This is a genomic window from Streptomyces tanashiensis, assembly GCF_014648895.1.
In the GTDB taxonomy this organism is placed as follows: Bacteria; Actinomycetota; Actinomycetes; order Streptomycetales; family Streptomycetaceae; genus Streptomyces; species Streptomyces tanashiensis.
On the sequence record NZ_BMRZ01000013.1, the window covers coordinates 1 to 18,093 of the forward strand.

Sequence of the window (18,093 nt, forward strand, 5' to 3'; positions counted from 1 at the left end):
CCGCCGAACAATCATTGTGGGAAAGCCCCGCACCTCATGGTGCGGGGCTTTTCTGCGTTTACGGCACGTCCACGCCACCGAGCCCCTTTTCGGAGGGATGCGGCGCCGTGCTCAGAGGCGGCCGGCTGCCTTCAGAGCGAGGTAGGCGTCCGCCAGGGCGGGAGCGAGGGTGTCGGGGGTGGCGTCGACGACCGTGACGCCGTGGCGCTGGAGCTGGTCCGCGGTGCGGGCACGCTGGGACTGGGCCTGAGTGGCGGCGGCCGCCTCGTAGACGCCTTCGATCGTGCCGCGGGCGGCGGCCATGCGGGCGACGTGGGGGTCGGCGACGGAGGCCACCAGGACCGTGTGGCGCTGGGCCAGCTGCGGCAGGACCGGGAGGAGGCCCTCCTCGATCGGGGCCGCGTCGAGGCTGGTCAGAAGGACGATGAGAGAGCGGCGTGGAGCGCGTGCGAGGGCGGTCGCGGCCAGGCCGCGGGCGTCCGTCTCCACCAGTTCGGGTTCCAGCGGGGCGAGGGCGTTGACGACGGCCGGCAGGACATCGCCGGCGGAGCGGCCCTGGACCTGGGCGCGGAGCCGGCGGTCGTAGGCCAGGAGGTCCACGCGGTCGCCCGCGCGGGAGGCGAGCGCGGTGAGGAGGAGGGCCGCGTCCATGGAGGCGTCCAGGCGGGGCACGTCGCCGACGCGGCCGGCCGAGGTGCGGCCGGTGTCGAGGACGATCAGGATGTGCCTGTCCCGCTCGGGACGCCAGGTGCGGACCGCGACGGCGGTCTGGCGGGCCGTGGCCCGCCAGTCGATGGAGCGGGTGTCGTCGCCGGGGACGTACTCGCGGAGGCTGTCGAACTCCGTGCCCTCGCCGCGGGTGAGCACGCTGGTGCGGCCGTCGAGTTCGCGGAGCCGGGCCAGGCGCGACGGCAGGTGCTTGCGGCTGGTGAAGGGGGGCAGGACGCGGACGGTCCAGGGGACCTCGTGGTGGCCCTGTCGGGCCGCGAGACCGAGGGGGCCGAAGGATCGGACCGTGATGCGTTCGGCGTGGCGGTCGCCGCGTCGGGTCGGGCGCAGGCTCGTGGTGAGGCGGCGGCGCTCGCCGGCGGGGACGGTCAACTCGTGGCGCGAGGAGCCCTGTTCGGTGCCGGGAACCCAGCTGCTGGGCGGCCAGGCGTCGCGGAGCTGGGCGCGCAGCCGTCGGCGGGAGGGGTTCGTGACGGTGAGTTGGACCTGTGCCCCGTCACCGAGTCGAACGGATGTATCACCACTTCGGGTGAATTGGAGCGTTCGTACTGGCGCCGCCAGGGCGTAGTCGCACAGAATTGCGAGGGAGAGGGGCGCGTTCACCGCCAGCATCCCCGCCCAGCTGGGCGCGAGGATGCCGACGGGGAGCGATCCGAGGGCGGCGAGCAGCGCGGTTCGTCCGGTGAGGGCCATGGGGCGCCGTTCTCAGCGGGGGACGGGGACGTGGGCGAGGATCGAGTTGATGACGGAGTCGGGGGTGACCCCCTCCATCTCGGCCTCGGGCCGCAGGTGGATGCGATGACGCAGGGTGGGGAGAGCGAGGGCCTTCACATCGTCCGGGGTGACGTAGTCCCGGCCGGTGAGCCAGGCCCAGGCGCGGGCGGTGGAGAGCAGGGCGGTGGCGCCTCGGGGGGAGACCCCGAGCGTGAGTGAGGGGGATTCACGCGTGGCACGACAGATATCGACGACATAGCCGGCGATCTCGGCGGAGACCGAGACCTTGGCGACGGCGGCCCGGGCCGCTTCGAGCTCGGCGGGGCCCGCGACGGGGCGGACGCCGGCGGCCTTCAGGTCGCGCGGGTCGAAGCCCTCGGCGTGACGGGTGAGGACGTGGATCTCGTCCGCGCGTGAGGGCAGAGGGACCGTCAGCTTGAGGAGGAACCGGTCCAGTTGGGCCTCGGGGAGCGGGTAGGTCCCCTCGTACTCGACGGGGTTCTGGGTCGCGGCGACGAGGAACGGCTCCGGGAGGAGGCGGGGGGTGCCGTCGACCGTGACCTGACGTTCCTCCATCGCCTCCAGGAGGGAGGACTGGGTCTTCGGGGGCGTGCGGTTGATCTCGTCGGCGAGCAGCAGGTTGGTGAAGACCGGCCCGGGCTGGAAGGAGAACTCGGCGGTGCGGGCGTCGTAGACCAGGGAGCCCGTGACGTCACTCGGCATCAGGTCGGGGGTGAACTGGACGCGCTTGGTGTCGAGTTCGAGCGCGGCGGCCAGCGTGCGGACCAGGAGGGTCTTGGCGACTCCCGGGACGCCTTCGAGGAGGACGTGTCCCCGGCAGAGCAGGGCGACGACGAGACCGGTGACGGCGGGGTCCTGGCCGACCACGGCCTTCGCGATCTCGGTGCGCAGGGCCTCCAGGGATGCGCGGGCGCTGTCCGAGTCCGTCGCGGTCTCGGGGGTCGGGGCGCTCATGAGGTGCGTACCTCTCTTTCGAGGGCGTCGAGTTGGTCCGCCAGGCGGATGAGGGTGGCGTCGTCGGCGGGAGCCGGGCCGAAGAGGAGGTTCCTGGGGTCCGCGGTGGTCTCGGGGAGACGGGCGGAGAGTGCGGGGAGGAGACGGTCGGGGGAGTGGGCGTCCTGGACGGGGACGCCGAGCAGCGGGGCGAGCCGGGTGCGGGTCGCGGTGCGCAGGACGGAGGCGGCGCGGTCGCGGGCGTTCGCCTTGCGGTAGAGGCGGGCGCGGCCCTCGGTGGCCTCGGAGGCGCGGAGGGCGACGGGGAGGCGCTCGGTGACCAGCGGGCCGAGGCGGCGGCCGCGCCAGATGGCGGCCAGCACGGCCGCGAGGGCGAGTTGGAGAGTGCCCCACAGCCAGCCGGAGGGGATGAGGGCGAGGAAGTTGCCCGTGGTGTCGTCGGCGGGCGCGTCGGCGGTGTCGGAGAGGGAGGGGAGGTACCAGACGAGATGGGGCCGGGAGCCGAGGAGTTGCAGGGCCAGCGAGGCGTTGCCCCGTTGATCCAGGCGGGAGTTGTAGAGGATGTCGGGCGAGCCGAGGAGGACGGTGTCGGTGGCCGTGCCGTCGCTGGTGCCGGGGAGGAGGAGCAGGGTCGGCAGGCCGTCGGCGCGGTAGCAGGCTTCGGCGGTGGCGCCGGGGGCGGTCTCGTAGCGCTCGCCGCCGAGGTCGACGCTGCCGGCGCGGGTGGCGGCGGGCAGGGTGCAGGAGGGGGTGCGTTCCCGCACGGGGGTGCTCGGGGCGGCGGTGACTCCGGGGGCCAGGGTGGCGAGGGAGGCGTGGCCGGCTCCTACGAGGACCGTGCGGTTGGAGTTGTCCATCGCCGAGTGGAGCGTGGCCTGCTGAGTCTCTGTCAGCAGGTCGGGGGTGGTGACCAGGAGGGTGGTTCCGGTGCCCGTGGCCGCGGTGGCCTCGGCGAGGGTCGTCGCGAGGGTGAGGGTGACGCCGCGGGCCTTGAGGAGTTCGGCGACGGCTCGGCTTCCGTGGGGGTCGGCGGAGCGCGGGTCGAGGGCGCCGTGGGCGTCGGTGGACCGGACCGTCGCGAGGGCGAGGCCGCCGGTCAGGATCAGGGCGAGGACGAGGGCCGCGCCGCGGACGCGGGTCCAGACCTGGCGGGCGGAGGGGGCGGTCGAGGTGGTTCCGGTGTCCGCGCGGCTCATGCGGGTGCCCCCGTGGAGGCGGTGTCGAGGGTGGGGCGGGTCCGCTCGAGGGCGGTGTCCAGGTCCTCGACGCGGCGGTACGCGGGCTCGTCGGCGGTGCGGCCGCCGTACGTGACGTCGTCGAAGGTGCGCGCCGCGAGGCGCAGGTCGTCCGCGTGGGACGGGAGGGAGCGGCCGGCTTCGGCGGCGGCCTCGTCGGCGGTGCGGCCGGGGCGGGGTTCGAGGAGGGTGCGTTCCTCGAGGGAGCGGACGATGGCCCGCATCCGTTCCTGGACGGCTTCGTTCCAGCGGCCGGCGGAGGCGTGGCGGGCGGCGGCCGTCCGGTGGTCACGGGCGGTGCGGGGGCCGTCCGCGAAGAGGGAGTCTCCGGTGGTGCCCGGCGCGCGGTGCGGGGTGCCGAGGCGCCACCAGAGCGCGGCGACGAGCCCGGCCGCGGCCAGGACGATGACGACGAGTCCGAGGACGCCGCCCGGGGTGGCCCCCGAGGCGGCGCCGAAGAGCTCGTCGAGCCACTCCCAGAAGCGGTCGAGGCCGCGCTGGAGGAGGTTCGGGTCGTTCTCGTGGTACCTCGGGTCGGACAGCTCCCGCTCCGCCGCCTCACGGGCGGGGAGGCGGGAGATGTCGACCGGTACGTCGCCGTCGGCGCGCAGCCGCGCCAGTGCCGCGGCCGCTCCCCCCGTGACCGTCACCGCATCAGCCCCCGACGGTGTCGGTGCCCGGTGTGGGGCCGTAGCCGGGGAGGCCCGCCGCCCGGGCCAGTTCGAGGTCCAGGGCTTCGCGGCGGATGCGCTGGTCCACGTACAGGAGGACGGTCACACCGGCCGAGATCGGGTAGGTGACGGCGCTGGTGATCACGCCGCCGATGCCCGTGACGATCAGGAACGGCCAGCCGAAGGTGGTGGCGGTGCCGGAGAGCAGACCGGAGAAGCCCTCGCCGTCGACCGCGATGCCGATGATGGTGAACGGGATCGCGATGATCATGGCGAAGAGGAAGATCAGCAGCTGCGTCAGCAGGGTGATGCCGAAGATCCGCCACCACGAGCCCTGCACCAGCTTCGCCGAGCGCTTCAGCGACTGGACGACGCCCCGGCGCTCCAGCATGAGGGCGGGGGACGCGAGGTTGAAGCGGATCATCAGCCAGACGACCGCCACGATGGCGCCGAGGCCGCCGACGACAGTGAGGGCCACGCCGGCGGCGCCGCCGATCAGGAGCCCGGGGACCAGGCCGACGCTTATGATGGCGACGCTCATCGCCGCGAGCAGCAGGGTCAGGCCCAGCAACTGGAGCAGGCGCGGGCGGGCCTCCTGCCAGGCGGAGCCGAGCGAGACCGGGCGGCCGAGGACCGCACGGCTGATGACGACGGTCAGCAGGGCCGCGCTCACGAGCGAGGCCATCATCGTCACGAGCAGAGCCGGGCCCAGGCCGATCAGGGAGGCCTGGGCGGAGTCCAGGGACTGCTCCAGCTGCTCGGCGGGCGTGGCGTCCGCGTTCACCTCCGGGGCCGCCGGTACGAGGTACTTCTGGGCCAGGATGTCGGCGATCTGGGAGATCACCGCGACCGTGACCGTGATGGCGAGGACCGTGCGCCAGTAGCTGCGGAGGGTCTTCACCGCGCCGTCGAGGATCTCGCCCATGCCCAGCGGGCGCAGCGGGATGACACCGGGTTTCGCGGCCGGAGGCTTGCCCCAGTTGACGTTCGGGGGCGGGGCTCCCCAGTTCTGGCCGGGTGCGGGGGGCGGGGTCCGGTCGGTCGGCGGGGACCACTGGCCGGCGGGCGGCTGGTCCTTGGACCACTGGGCGGCGGAGCCGTTCGCGTCGGCCGGGGCGGAGGGCACGGGGACCCCCGAGCCCTCCTGGCCGTCGGAGGGGGCGGATCCGGGCGAGGTCCAGCCCGGAGTGTCGTTCACGGTCGTCCACCTCGGAGGAATGGTCGCGGTGCCGGATCGGCGAACCGGCTCGGTCACGGCGGCCGACACCTGACACGGCGGCGGGCCGGGTGCCATCGTGCCACGCGGGGCCCGCCCGTGGGCCGGAGCCCGGATCTCCTTCGTACGTTCGTCCGGACCTTCATTGTGGGAGCGGCAGACGGCACACTGTGCGGATGCCCGATCAGGTCGCACGAACCGTGCGCCGGCGGGCCGAGCGGGCCCTCTTCCACGAGATCGGGGCCCGGGCAGGGGGAGGCGCTGTGGGACAGGTCACGGCAGGTAACGATTGGCTAATGGGATGATGTCGATATGAAGGGACGCGTTCTTGTCGTCGACGACGACACCGCACTGGCCGAGATGCTCGGCATCGTGCTGCGGGGTGAAGGGTTCGAGCCGTCGTTCGTCGCGGACGGTGACAAGGCGCTGGCCGCTTTCAGAGAGGCCAAGCCCGACCTGGTGCTGCTGGACCTGATGCTGCCCGGAAGGGACGGCATCGAGGTGTGCCGGCTCATCCGGGCCGAGTCCGGGGTGCCGATCGTCATGCTCACGGCCAAGAGCGACACGGTCGACGTGGTCGTGGGTCTGGAGTCCGGCGCCGACGACTACATCGTGAAGCCGTTCAAGCCGAAGGAGCTCGTCGCCCGTATCCGGGCGCGGCTGCGGAGGTCCGAGGAGCCGGCTCCCGAGCAGCTCACCATCGGTGACCTGGTCATCGATGTGGCGGGGCACTCCGTGAAGCGGGACGGCCAGTCCATCGCGCTGACCCCGCTGGAGTTCGATCTGCTGGTCGCGCTGGCGCGCAAGCCGTGGCAGGTCTTCACCCGTGAGGTCCTGCTCGAGCAGGTCTGGGGCTACCGGCACGCGGCCGACACTCGGCTGGTGAACGTGCACGTCCAGCGGCTGCGCTCGAAGGTCGAGAAGGACCCCGAGCGCCCGGAGATCGTGGTGACCGTCCGCGGTGTCGGATACAAGGCGGGGCCGAGCTGACATGACTACAGGCAGTGCTGCTCCGAAGCCCGGGGACCCGGGAGTCCGTACGGGGCGGACTGCCGGACCGGGGCGGGGGGGCTCGCGATTCGGCCGTCTGCTCCGTGGCGGACGGCTCTTCCGTGACGGGGCGCGCGGCGGACCGGTCCTCCGGCTCTTCGCGCGCTGGGTCCGCCGGCCGCTGCTGCCCGCCGTGCGGCTGTGGCGGCGGAACATCCAGCTGAGGATCGTCGCGGGCACCCTGCTGATGTCTCTCGGAGTGGTGCTGCTCCTCGGCATCGTCGTCATCGGGCAGGTCCGCAACGGTCTGCTCGACGCCAAGGAGAGGGCCGCCCAGAGCCAGGCCGCCGGAGGGTTCTCCGCCGCCCAGGACCGGGCGGCGACCACTCCCTCGGCGTCGGGACAGCAGGACGGCGGGCGGGCCGGTTCCTCCGTGAACTGGCGCTCCACGCTGGTCGAACAGCTCGCCAGTGGTGGCCAGAGCGCCTTCAACGTGGTCGCGCTCTCCCTCGACACCGGTGACACCGCGAGCCGCGGCGCCCGCGCCTCGGGCGAGGTCGACCCGACCACGAGCATCCCGGCGGACCTGCGGCCCTCGGTCGCCCAGGGCACCGGCACCTTCCAGAAGTTCACGCGGATCCACTACACCAGCGGCAAGGCGTCCGAGCCCGGCCTGGTGATCGGCAAGCGGCTGAACGACGCCGACGGCGACCAGTACGAGCTGTACTACCTCTTCCCGCTGACCCAGGAGGAGGACTCCCTCACCCTGGTCAAGGGCACCCTGGCGACCGCCGGGCTCTTCGTCGTCGTCCTGCTCGGCGCCATCGCCTGGCTCATGGTGCGCCAGGTCGTCACGCCCGTGCGGATGGCCGCGGGGATCGCCGAGCGGCTCTCTGCGGGCCGCCTCCAGGAACGCATGAAGGTCACCGGCGAGGACGACATCGCGCGCCTCGGCGAGGCCTTCAACAAGATGGCCTCCAATCTCCAGCTGAAGATCCAGCAGCTGGAGGAGCTCTCGCGGATGCAGCGGCGCTTCGTCTCCGACGTCTCGCACGAGCTGCGCACCCCGCTGACCACCGTCCGGATGGCCGCCGACGTCATCCACGAGGCGCGCGTCGACTTCGACCCGATCACCGCCCGCTCCGCCGAACTCCTCGGCGACCAGCTCGACCGCTTCGAGTCGCTGCTCTCCGACCTCCTGGAGATCAGCCGCTTCGACGCGGGCGCGGCGGCCCTGGAGGCCGAGCCGATAGACCTGCGCCAGGTCGTCCGCCGGGTCATCGGCGGCGCCGAACCCCTCGCCGAGCGCAAGGGCACCCGGATCGTGGTCCGCGGCGACCAGCAGCCCGTGGTGGCCGAGGCGGACGCCCGCCGGGTCGAGCGGGTGCTGCGCAACCTGGTCGTCAACGCCGTCGAGCACGGCGAGGGCCGGGACGTGGTCGTGAAGCTGGCCGCCGCCGGAGGCGCCGTCGCCGTCGCCGTCCGCGACTACGGCGTCGGGCTCAAGCCGGGCGAGGCCACCCGGGTCTTCAACCGCTTCTGGCGCGCCGACCCCGCCCGCGCGCGCACCACCGGCGGCACCGGCCTCGGCCTGTCGATCGCCGTCGAGGACGCGCGGCTGCACGGCGGCTGGCTCCAGGCCTGGGGCGAGCCCGGCGGCGGTTCGCAGTTCCGGCTCACCCTGCCGCGCACCGCGGACGAGCCGCTGCGGGGTTCTCCGATCCCGCTGGAGCCCGAGGACTCACGGCGCAACCGTGAGCAGGCGGCCGCCGGGCGCGATCAGGAGAGCGGCCGGCTCACGGCGGTGCCGGCGCAGCCCGTCGGCGACAGGTCGGCGCTCGCCGTACAGCCGAGGCTGCCCGCGCCGCCGCGGGCGACCGTCGACCCGACGGCGCTGCCGGGCAGCGGCGCGCGGGTCGTGGCACGAGCCGCGACGGACGGCGACGGCGGCGGGGTGGGGACGGCCGGTGGGAACGGGCATCTGGAGCGGGAGGACGGGACACGTGGGCGCTGACTCCCGAGTGGAGCACGCGGGGCGGGGACGGAGTGCACGCGCGGTGGTGCTGGCCGCGTGCGGCGGGCTCCTCGTGACCGGGTGCGCGAACATGCCCGACAGCGGGGACGTGCAGCCGGTGAAGGGGTCCGGCACGGGCGACTCGCAGGTGCGGGTCTACGCCGTCGCCCCGCGGGAGAACGCGGACCCGGACGAGATCGTCGACGGCTTCCTGGAAGCCATGACCAGTGACGACCCCGGCTTCGCCACCGCCCGCAAGTACCTCACGAAGAAGGCCGCGCAGGGCTGGAAGCCGGAGCAGAGCATCACCGTGCTCACCACCGCGCCCGACCGCGAGCCGACCGACCGCAACGCCGACCCCGACAACCAGGGCCGCGCCTACCCGCTGTCCGGTCGCAAGATCGCGACCGTGGACGCCCGCCACGCCTACCAGCCGGTGAGCCCCTCCGAGTACCTGCAGTCGATCCACGTCGTGCAGCAGCCGACGGCGAACGGCAAGGGCAAGGAGTGGCGCATCGACAGCCTCCCGCCCGGTCTGGTCCTCGGAGAGGCCGACTTCCTCCGCAACTACCGGTCGGTCAACAAGTACTACTTCGCCTCCGAGGAGGACTGGGTCGTCGCCGACCCCGTCTACATCCGGCAGCGGCAGGACCCGGTCACCCGGATGGACCCGGTGACGCAGACGGTCAAGGCACTGCTGGAGGGCCCGACGAACTGGCTGAAGCCGGCCGTCGACTCGCAGTTCCCCTCCGGCACGGAGCTGAAGAGCGGCGTCACCACCCTGGCCACGGACGACCAGTCCACGCTGCGGGTGCCGCTCAACCGCAAGGCGGACCACGCCAGTGGCGAGGCGTGCCGGCGGATGGCGGCACAGCTGCTGTTCACGCTGGGCGACCTGACCTCCGTACGCGTCGAGCAGGTGGAGCTCCTGGGGTCGGCGGGGCAGTCGCTGTGCCGACTGGGCAAGGCGCAGGCGGTCGAGTTCGCGGCGGTGCGGAACACCGAGCGCGACGAGCACCCGTACTTCGTCGACGAGCACGGCAAGCTGATGATGCTCCTGGTCGGCGGCAAGGAGGCGGACGCGCCGGTCGAGGTGCCCGGTCCGTTCGGCCAGGGCACGGTGCCGCTCAGGTCGGTCGCCGTCGACCGGGGCGAGACCCGGGCCGCCGGGGTCGGGCAGACCGGCCGCGAGCTGCTGGTCTCCTCCATCAGCACGGAGCAGGACCCGCTGCCGCCGGTCCTGACCAGCCGGGCCGCCCGGCCGGGCGACCGGCTGTCCGCGCCCAGCTGGGACGGCAGGGGCGATCTGTGGGTCGCCGACCGCGACCCCGCCGCGCCCCAGCTGTGGATGGTGCCGGACGGCACCGGTCACCCCGTCAAGGTCCGCACGCCGTGGCTGGGGGACGACGTCCGCATCGATTCCCTGCGGGTCTCGGCGGACGGGGTACGGATCGCCCTGGTGATCACCCGGGGCGAGCGCACGACCCTGCAGATCGGCCGGATCCAGCGGCATACGACGGGTGAGGAACCGGTCGTCTCCGTCCTGGACCTCCAGCCCGCCGCGCCCCGCATGGAGTCGGTCACGGCCGTCTCCTGGGCCGGCCCGAGCCGGCTCGTCGTGGTCGGCAAGGAGGCGGGCGGCGTCCAGCAGATCCGCTACCTCCAGACCGACGGCTCGACCTCGACGACCTCGGTGCTCCCCGGTCTGAACGGGGTGACCTCGGTGGCCGCCCCGCACATGGACAAGGCGCCGGTGGTGGCCGACTCCGGCGACGACGGCATCGTCCGGCTGGCACCGGGCACGAACTGGCAGCCGGTCGCCAAGAAGGGGCGCTCGCCGGTCTACCCCGGCTAGCACCTGACGTACTCCGGGGGGCCCGGCGGTTTTCCACAGGGGTGGCCGGGAGGCGTCCGGAGGCGCACAGTGGAGCCATGCGGGGGTGGTGGCGCGAGATCGCCGGACTGGTGCTGCCGGTCGCCTGCGGAGGCTGCGGCAGACCGCGGACGGAGTTGTGCCCGTCCTGCGCGGACGCGCTCGCCGGGGCGGCACCGCGCCGGGTGCGGCCCGCGCCCGAGCCCGCCGGGCTGCCGGTGGTCCATGCCGCCGCGCCGTACGCCGACGCCGTACGGCAGCTGCTCCTCGCCCACAAGGAACGCGGCGCGCTCCCGCTCGCCGGCCCCCTGGGCGGCGCCCTCGCGGGGGCCGTGGAGGCCGCTGCAGGGCCCTGGGCGGGTCCGGAGGACCGCCCCCTGCTCCTCGTACCGGTGCCGTCCTCGCGGAGCTCCGTACGGGCGCGTGGCCACGATCCGACGCGACGGATCGCGCGGGCCGCGGCGGCCCGGCTGCGGCGGGCGGGCAGGCCGGCGCGGGTCGTGCCCGTGCTGCGGCAGGCGCGCCCCGTCGCGGACCAGGCGGGGCTCGGGGCGCGCGGACGGCGCGCGAACCTGTCGGGGGCACTGGAGGTCGTGCCGGGCGGCGCGCGGCTCCTGACGGCGGGAAGGGTGATTCTCGTGGACGATCTGATGACCACGGGTGCCTCGCTCGCGGAGGCGGCGCGAGCCCTCGGAGCCGTACACCTTCCGTTCATTCCTGGAATACCGCACGGTTTACCGACCGGTTCGGTGCAGCGCGGAATCGAACAGCGGGTGGCGGCTGTGATCGCATCCTCTCCCGCTTCGTTCGAAATAAACCGGAACTCGCCGGAAACTTGGATCGTTGCAGGTGGTGAGAGGTGAAAGCACCCGTCCGGAGGTATGTCGCGGTACCGGGTGCCGACACCCGTCCGAAGGGGCTATGTTCGGTTGTGAGGAACGGCGAATGCCATCGCCTCACCAAGAATATGGTTGCGCCTACAGGACAGGAGTTCAGGGCGAATTAACCTCTTGTCGATGGGGTGGAGATCTCATCGGCGGGGCAGGAGGAGGGCGAAGTCGCCAAGTCCGAGCTCCGGTGACCAGCCGGAGTCTGGTGCAAAGGGAGATGCCCTGCGGCCAAGGTGCCGACCAGGGCGATCCGGGAACGGAGTTCTGCGTGGACATCGTCGTCAAGGGCCGCAAGACCGAGGTGCCCGAGCGGTTCCGCAAGCACGTGGCCGAGAAGCTGAAGCTGGAGAAGATCCAGAAGCTCGACGGCAAGGTGATCAGCCTCGACGTCGAGGTGTCCAAGGAGCACAACCCGCGGCAGGCCGACCGGTCCGACCGCGTGGAGATCACCCTCCACTCCCGAGGCCCGGTGATCCGGGCGGAAGCTGCGGCAGGCGACCCGTACGCAGCGCTCGACCTCGCCAGCGACAAGCTCGAGGCACGACTGCGCAAGCAGCACGACAAGCGGTACACCCGCCGTGGAAACGGCCGGCTGTCCGCCGCGGAGGTCGGGGACGTGGTGCCCGGCGCCGCCAAGCTCAACGGAGACGGTCAACTGGCCGTCGACGAGGCCGACAAGGTGCCCACCACGATGATGGGCTCCATCGAGGTCCAGGGCGAAGGCCCGCTCGTGGTCCGCGAGAAGACCCACCGGGCCGCACCGATGACGCTCGACCAGGCGCTCTACGAGATGGAGCTGGTCGGGCACGACTTCTACCTCTTCGTCGACTCCGACACGAAGCAGCCGAGCGTCGTCTACCGGCGACACGCCTACGACTACGGCGTCATCCACCTGGAGAGCGACCCGCTCGCCGAGGGCGGCGGCGCCGGCGGTGCGCTCGGCGGCTGACCGCCGCTCCGTACCGCCTCCGAACTGAGGTGTCCCTCTCGGTGCCCCTGGAGCGTATTTCGCGCCACCAGGGGCACCCCCGTGCCGCAGTGGATCGCCCCGTCGGCGCCCGGGCATGAAATCATGGCGTGCACGCCAACCGGTGCCGAGTGAGTGCGGGTTGGAGGACCGGAAACGAATTCAGGCCACGGCCTTCAGGGGGAGGAACGATGGCGGACAGCTTCGGGCCGGTGCTCAGCGGGCGCGAGCACGGTGGTGCGGTCCCGGAGGGATCGGATTCGGACAGCGGTGCATTCCGCAAGGAGCCGATCCGGGTCCTCGTCGTGGACGACCATGCCCTCTTCCGCCGCGGACTCGAGATCGTCCTCGCCCAGGAAGAGGACATCCAGGTGGTCGGCGAGGCCGGTGACGGCGCCGAGGCCGTCGACAAGGCCGCCGATCTGCTCCCGGACATCGTCCTGATGGACGTACGGATGCCCCGGCGCGGCGGCATCGAGGCGTGCACCTCCATCAAGGAGGTGGCCCCCAGCGCGAAGATCATCATGCTGACGATCAGCGACGAGGAGGCCGACCTCTACGAGGCGATCAAGGCGGGGGCCACCGGCTACCTGCTCAAGGAGATCTCCACCGACGAGGTCGCCACCGCGATCCGCGCGGTCGCCGACGGACAGTCGCAGATCAGCCCGTCGATGGCGTCCAAGCTCCTCACCGAGTTCAAGTCGATGATCCAGCGCACCGACGAGCGCCGGCTCGTGCCCGCGCCCCGGCTGACCGACCGCGAGCTGGAGGTCCTCAAGCTCGTCGCGACCGGGATGAACAACCGGGACATCGCCAAGGAGCTCTTCATCTCGGAGAACACGGTGAAGAACCACGTCCGGAACATCCTGGAGAAGCTGCAGCTGCACTCCCGGATGGAGGCCGTGGTCTACGCGATGCGGGAGAAGATCCTGGAGATCCGCTAGCGCCGCAGGCGCTAGCCCAGGGCCGTCACCAGGGCCTTCGCCAGCTCCGGCTGGTCCATCCGCTCCACCGCCACCGCGTCGCAGCCCACCCATGCGGCCGCCTCGCGCAGCGCACGCGCCACGGCGGGCACGGCCTTGGGGCCGTCGAGCGAGACCTGCTTCGCCACCAGCGTCCGGCCCTCCCGCGCCGGGTCCACCCGGCCGACGAGCCGGCCACCGGCGAGCACCGGCATCGCGAAGTAGCCGTGGATCCGCTTCTGCTTCGGCACGTACGCCTCCAGGCGGTGCGTGAAGCCGAAGATCCGCTCGGTGCGCGCCCGCTCCCAGATCAGCGAGTCGAACGGCGAGAGCAGCGTCGTGCGGTGCCTCCCGCGCGGCTCGGCGGCGAGCGCCGCCGGATCCGCCCAGGCGGGCTTCCCCCAGCCCGCCACCGTCACCGGCACCAGACCCGCCGCCTCCACCACCGCGTCGAACTGCTCGCCCTTGATCCGGTGGTAGTCGGCGATGTCCGCGCGCGTGCCCACGCCGAGGGCCTCGCCCGCCTGGCGCACCAGGCGCCGCACGCACTCGGCGTCGTCCAGGTCGTCGTGGAGCAGCGCCTGCGGGATCGCCCGCTCGGCCAGGTCGTAGACCCGCTTCCAGCCCCGCCGCTCGACGACCACCACCTCGCCGTACATCAGGGCCCGCTCGACGGCGATCTTGGCGTCGGACCAGTCCCACCACTCGCCCTTGTTCTTCGCGCCGCCCAGCTCCGTCGCCGTCCGCGGCCCCTCGGCCCGCAGCTGGTCGATCACCTTGTCGTACGCCCCGGCCGACAGCTCGTGGCCCCAGTGCGGGCGGTCGCGGTAGGCGCGCCGGCGGAAGGCGAAGTGCGGCCACTCCTCGACGGGCAGGACGCAGGCGGCGTGCGACCAGTACTCGAAGGCGTGAGCCCCCGTCCAGTACGCCTCCTCCACCGCCGGGCGGCCCACGGCGCCCAGCCGTGCGTACGGAATGAGCTCGTGCGAGCGGGCGAGGACCGAGATGGTGTCGAGCTGGACCTGGCCGAGCCCGCGGAGGACCCCGCGCACCCCGGCCCGGCGGTCCGGCGCGCCCAGGAACCCCTGGGCGCGCAGGGCGATCCTGCGGGCTTCGTCGGCGGACAGTTCGGCGGCGGGGCGCGGCGCAGTCGTCATGGACCGCACCCTAGGCCTCGCCACTGACAACGGGCGCGTGGGTCAGTCACCGGTGGAGCGCTCCGGGGCGGGGAGGTAGGGCAGGGGGCTCGGCAGGCCGAAGTCGGACGGCAGGAGGGCTCCGACCCAGGCGTCCCGGAGCGTGCCCTTGTTGGCCAGGCCGGCGCGCTGCACGCCTTCGAGGACGAAGCCGGCCCGCTCGGCCACCGCGCGCGAGCCGGCGTTGCCGACCTCGGCGCGCCAGATCAGGCGGGTGCAGCCGAGCCCGGTGAAGGCCCAGTGGGCGAGGGCCCGGACGATCTCCGTCATGTGGCCGGCGCCGCGATGCTCCTTCGCCAGCCAGTAGCCGATCTCCCAGGCGCCCTGGCCGCGACTGCTCAGGGTGGCGGCGGCGAGCAGCGGGCCGCCCTCCACGGGTTCGGCGGCGAAGGAGTACTCGGTGTCCTCGCGCCAGCCGTCCGGGACCAGCCGGTGCACGAAGAGCTCGGCGTCCTCGCGCTTGTACGGGGAGGGGACGACGGTCCAGCGCTGGATGTCGGGGTCCTGGCAGACGGCGTACACCGCGTCGATGTCCTCGGGGACGAAGTTCCGCAGTCGCAGTCGGTCGGTGGTGAGGGTGATGGGATCCATGCCGGGATTGTGGTGACCCGACGGAGCGGAAGCGAACACTTTTCGGATGGGGCGGCACCTTCCGCCCACCTCGTGCGTTCTCTTTGCGGGCGGACGTACGGCTCGGGCACTGCGGGCCTCCCTGCGCGAGGGCGGTCTCGCTTACGATGGCCGTTGCGGTGGGGACCACCTGCCGTGCCCGCGCTCGCGTCCATCACAAGACCCAGTGCCAGGCCCGACCGGCAAGGAGACCAGCCTCAGTGTCCGTCTTCAACAAGCTCATGCGTGCAGGCGAAGGCAAGATCCTGCGCAAACTGCACCGCATCGCGGACCAGGTCAACTCCATCGAAGAGGACTTCGTCAACCTCTCCGACGCCGACCTGCGGGCGCTCACCGAGGAGTACAAGCAGCGGTACGCCGACGGCGAGAGCCTCGACGACCTGATGCCCGAGGCCTTCGCGACCGTCCGCGAGGCCGCCAAGCGCGTCCTCGGCCAGCGCCATTACGACGTCCAGCTGATGGGCGGCGCCGCCCTGCACCTCGGCCATGTCGCCGAGATGAAGACCGGTGAGGGCAAGACCCTCGTCGGCACCCTCCCGGCGTACCTCAACGCGCTCTCCGGCAAGGGCGTGCACCTGATCACGGTCAACGACTACCTGGCCGAGCGTGACTCCGAGCTCATGGGCCGGGTGCACAAGTTCCTCGGTCTGAGCGTCGGCTGCATCCTGGCCAACATGACGCCGGCCCAGCGCCGTGAGCAGTACAACTGCGACATCACGTACGGCACGAACAACGAGTTCGGCTTCGACTACCTGCGCGACAACATGGCGTGGTCCAAGGACGAGCTCGTCCAGCGCGGCCACAACTTCGCCTGTGTCGACGAGGTCGACTCCATCCTCGTCGACGAGGCCCGTACGCCGCTGATCATCTCCGGCCCCGCCGACCAGGCGACGAAGTGGTACGGCGACTTCGCCAAGCTCGTCACCCGGCTGAGCAAGGGCGAGCCTGGCAACCCGCTGAAGGGCATCGAGGAGACCGGCGACTACGAGGTCGACGAGAAGAAGCGCACCGTCGCCATCCACGAGGCGGGCGTCGCCAAGGTCGAGGACTGGCTGGGCATCGACAACCTCTACGAGTCGGTCAACACCCCTCTCGTCGGCTACCTGAACAACGCCATCAAGGCGAAGGAGCTGTTCAAGAAGGACAAGGACTACGTCGTCATGGACGGCGAAGTCATGATCGTCGACGAGCACACCGGCCGTATCCTCGCCGGCCGCCGCTACAACGAGGGCATGCACCAGGCGATCGAGGCGAAGGAGGGGGTGCAGATCAAGGACGAGAACCAGACGCTCGCCACGATCACCCTCCAGAACTTCTTCCGCCTGTACTCGAAGCTCTCCGGCATGACCGGTACGGCCATGACCGAGGCGGCCGAGTTCCACCAGATCTACAAGCTCGGCGTCGTCCCGATCCCCACGAACAGGCCGATGATCCGCAAGGACCAGTCCGACCTGATCTACCGGACCGAGGTCGCCAAGTTCGCCGCGGTCGTCGACGACATCGCGGAGAAGCACGAGAAGGGTCAGCCGATCCTCGTCGGCACGACCTCCGTCGAGAAGTCCGAGTACCTCTCGCAGCAGCTCTCCAAGCGCGGCATCCAGCACGAGGTCCTCAACGCCAAGCACCACGAGCGCGAGGCCAGCATCGTCGCCCAGGCCGGCCGCCGCGGCGCCGTCACCGTCGCCACGAACATGGCCGGTCGCGGTACGGACATCAAGCTCGGCGGCAACCCGGACGACCTCGCCGAGGCCGAGCTGCGCCAGGCGGGCCTGGACCCGGTCGAGCACGTCGAGGAGTGGGCCGCGGCCCTGCCCGGCGCCCTGGAGCGTGCCGAGAAGGCCGTGAAGGCGGAGTTCGAGGAGGTCAAGGACCTCGGCGGGCTCTACGTCCTCGGTACCGAGCGCCACGAGTCGCGTCGTATCGACAACCAGCTGCGCGGTCGTTCCGGCCGTCAGGGCGACCCGGGCGAGTCCCGCTTCTACCTGTCGCTCGGCGACGACCTGATGCGGCTGTTCAAGGCGCAGATGGTCGAGCGCGTGATGGCCATGGCCAACGTGCCGGACGACGTGCCGATCGAGAACAAGATGGTCACCCGCGCCATCGCCTCCGCGCAGTCCCAGGTCGAGACCCAGAACTTCGAGACCCGTAAGAACGTCCTGAAGTACGACGAGGTCCTCAACCGGCAGCGCGAGGTCATCTACGGCGAGCGCCGCCGCGTCCTGGAGGGCGAGGACCTGCACGAGCAGGTCCAGCACTTCATGGACGACACGATCGACGACTACATCCGCCAGGAGACCGCCGAGGGCTTCGCGGAGGAGTGGGACCTCGACCGTCTGTGGAACGCCTTCAAGCAGCTCTACCCGGTGAAGGTCACCGTGGACGAGCTGGAGGACGCGGCCGGGGACCGGGCGGGCATCACCGCCGAGTTCATCGCCGAGTCCATCAAGGACGACATCCACGAGCAGTACGAGACGCGCGAGAAGCAGCTCGGCTCGGACATCATGCGTGAGCTGGAGCGGCGCGTGGTCCTCTCCGTCCTCGACCGCAAGTGGCGCGAGCACCTCTACGAGATGGACTACCTCCAGGAGGGCATCGGCCTGCGCGCGATGGCGCAGAAGGACCCCCTGGTCGAGTACCAGCGCGAGGGCTTCGACATGTTCACCGCCATGATGGAGGGCATCAAGGAGGAGTCCGTCGGCTACCTGTTCAACCTGGAGGTCCAGGTCGAGCAGCAGGTCGAGGAGGTCCCGGTGCAGGCGAGCGCGCCGTCGCTCGACAAGGAGGACGCCGTGCCGGCGGGCGCCGGGCGTCCGGAGATCCGCGCCAAGGGGCTCGACGCCCCGCAGCGGCCGGACCGGCTGCACTTCTCCGCGCCGACCGTGGACGGGGACGGCGGTGTCGTCGAGGGCGACTTCGCCTCCGACGACGCGGACTCCGGCGACGGGCTGACCCGCGCGGAGCGGCGCAAGGCGCAGAAGAACGCGGGCGGCGGGCGTCGCCGCAAGAAGTGACGTTCTGAACGATGACGAAG

Annotated in this window: 14 protein-coding genes; 7 read left to right on the forward strand and 7 right to left on the reverse strand. The window is 71.9% G+C overall.

Annotation, left to right across the window (positions count from 1 at the left end):
* Positions 1–111: 111 nt before the first annotated feature.
* From IE237_RS29485 to IE237_RS29505, 5 genes are read right to left on the reverse strand one after another with little or no spacing between them, the layout of a single operon-like run.
* The gene (locus tag IE237_RS29485) at positions 112–1,422 is read right to left on the reverse strand and encodes a DUF58 domain-containing protein (protein WP_189805182.1); all 1,311 of its coding nucleotides are present in this window, start codon (positions 1,420–1,422) and stop codon (positions 112–114) included.
* A 12-nt stretch (positions 1,423–1,434) separates the two neighbouring features.
* Positions 1,435–2,418, reverse strand: coding sequence for an AAA family ATPase (locus IE237_RS29490; protein WP_189805183.1), 984 nt, complete (start codon positions 2,416–2,418; stop codon positions 1,435–1,437).
* Positions 2,415–3,614, reverse strand: a complete 1,200-nt coding sequence (locus IE237_RS29495) for a DUF4350 domain-containing protein (RefSeq protein WP_189805184.1) — start codon at positions 3,612–3,614, stop codon at positions 2,415–2,417. Before IE237_RS29495 ends, IE237_RS29490 begins: the two co-directional genes overlap by 4 nt.
* Positions 3,611–4,303, reverse strand: coding sequence for a DUF4129 domain-containing protein (locus IE237_RS29500; RefSeq protein WP_189805185.1), 693 nt, complete (start codon positions 4,301–4,303; stop codon positions 3,611–3,613). The genes IE237_RS29495 and IE237_RS29500 overlap by 4 nt, the downstream gene beginning before the upstream one ends.
* 4 nt (positions 4,304–4,307) lie before the next feature.
* Positions 4,308–5,522, reverse strand: a complete 1,215-nt coding sequence (locus IE237_RS29505) for a DUF7847 domain-containing protein (RefSeq protein ID WP_189805186.1) — start codon at positions 5,520–5,522, stop codon at positions 4,308–4,310.
* 330 nt (positions 5,523–5,852) lie between these two features.
* On the opposite strand from IE237_RS29505, the gene mtrA reads away from it, so the two are divergent.
* The 6 genes from mtrA (at position 5,853) to IE237_RS29535 (ending at position 13,218) form a co-directional block, all read left to right on the forward strand.
* Entirely contained in the window at positions 5,853–6,530 is a 678-nt protein-coding gene (mtrA, locus tag IE237_RS29510) for a two-component system response regulator MtrA (protein ID WP_010356958.1), read from the forward strand.
* Between the two features lies 1 nt (position 6,531).
* Positions 6,532–8,544, forward strand: coding sequence for an MtrAB system histidine kinase MtrB (gene mtrB / locus IE237_RS29515; protein ID WP_189805187.1), 2,013 nt, complete (start codon positions 6,532–6,534; stop codon positions 8,542–8,544).
* Positions 8,545–8,635: 91 nt separating this feature from the next.
* Positions 8,636–10,399 (forward strand): LpqB family beta-propeller domain-containing protein, encoded by a 1,764-nt coding sequence (locus tag IE237_RS29520; protein WP_189805188.1) that lies wholly within the window; start codon positions 8,636–8,638, stop codon positions 10,397–10,399.
* Positions 10,400–10,476: 77 nt separating this feature from the next.
* Complete coding sequence (locus IE237_RS29525; RefSeq protein ID WP_189805189.1) at positions 10,477–11,280, forward strand: ComF family protein; 804 nt, start codon at positions 10,477–10,479, stop codon at positions 11,278–11,280.
* 295 nt (positions 11,281–11,575) lie between these two features.
* On the forward strand, positions 11,576–12,256 hold the full coding sequence (gene hpf, locus IE237_RS29530) for a ribosome hibernation-promoting factor, HPF/YfiA family (RefSeq protein WP_370468315.1): 681 nt from the start codon (positions 11,576–11,578) through the stop codon (positions 12,254–12,256).
* Positions 12,257–12,465: 209 nt separating this feature from the next.
* A complete protein-coding gene (locus IE237_RS29535) occupies positions 12,466–13,218 on the forward strand; it encodes a response regulator (RefSeq protein ID WP_056558135.1) in 753 nt (250 codons plus the stop codon).
* 11 nt (positions 13,219–13,229) lie between these two features.
* Here the strand turns inward: IE237_RS29535 and IE237_RS29540 are convergent, their stop codons facing one another.
* Complete coding sequence (locus IE237_RS29540; protein ID WP_189805191.1) at positions 13,230–14,393, reverse strand: winged helix-turn-helix domain-containing protein; 1,164 nt, start codon at positions 14,391–14,393, stop codon at positions 13,230–13,232.
* Between the two features lie 42 nt (positions 14,394–14,435).
* On the reverse strand, positions 14,436–15,023 hold the full coding sequence (locus IE237_RS29545; RefSeq protein WP_189805192.1) for a GNAT family N-acetyltransferase: 588 nt from the start codon (positions 15,021–15,023) through the stop codon (positions 14,436–14,438).
* 239 nt (positions 15,024–15,262) lie between these two features.
* Between IE237_RS29545 and secA the strand changes: the two genes are divergently transcribed.
* The gene (secA, locus tag IE237_RS29550) at positions 15,263–18,073 is read left to right on the forward strand and encodes a preprotein translocase subunit SecA (protein WP_189805193.1); all 2,811 of its coding nucleotides are present in this window, start codon (positions 15,263–15,265) and stop codon (positions 18,071–18,073) included.
* Positions 18,074–18,093 lie beyond the last annotated feature (20 nt).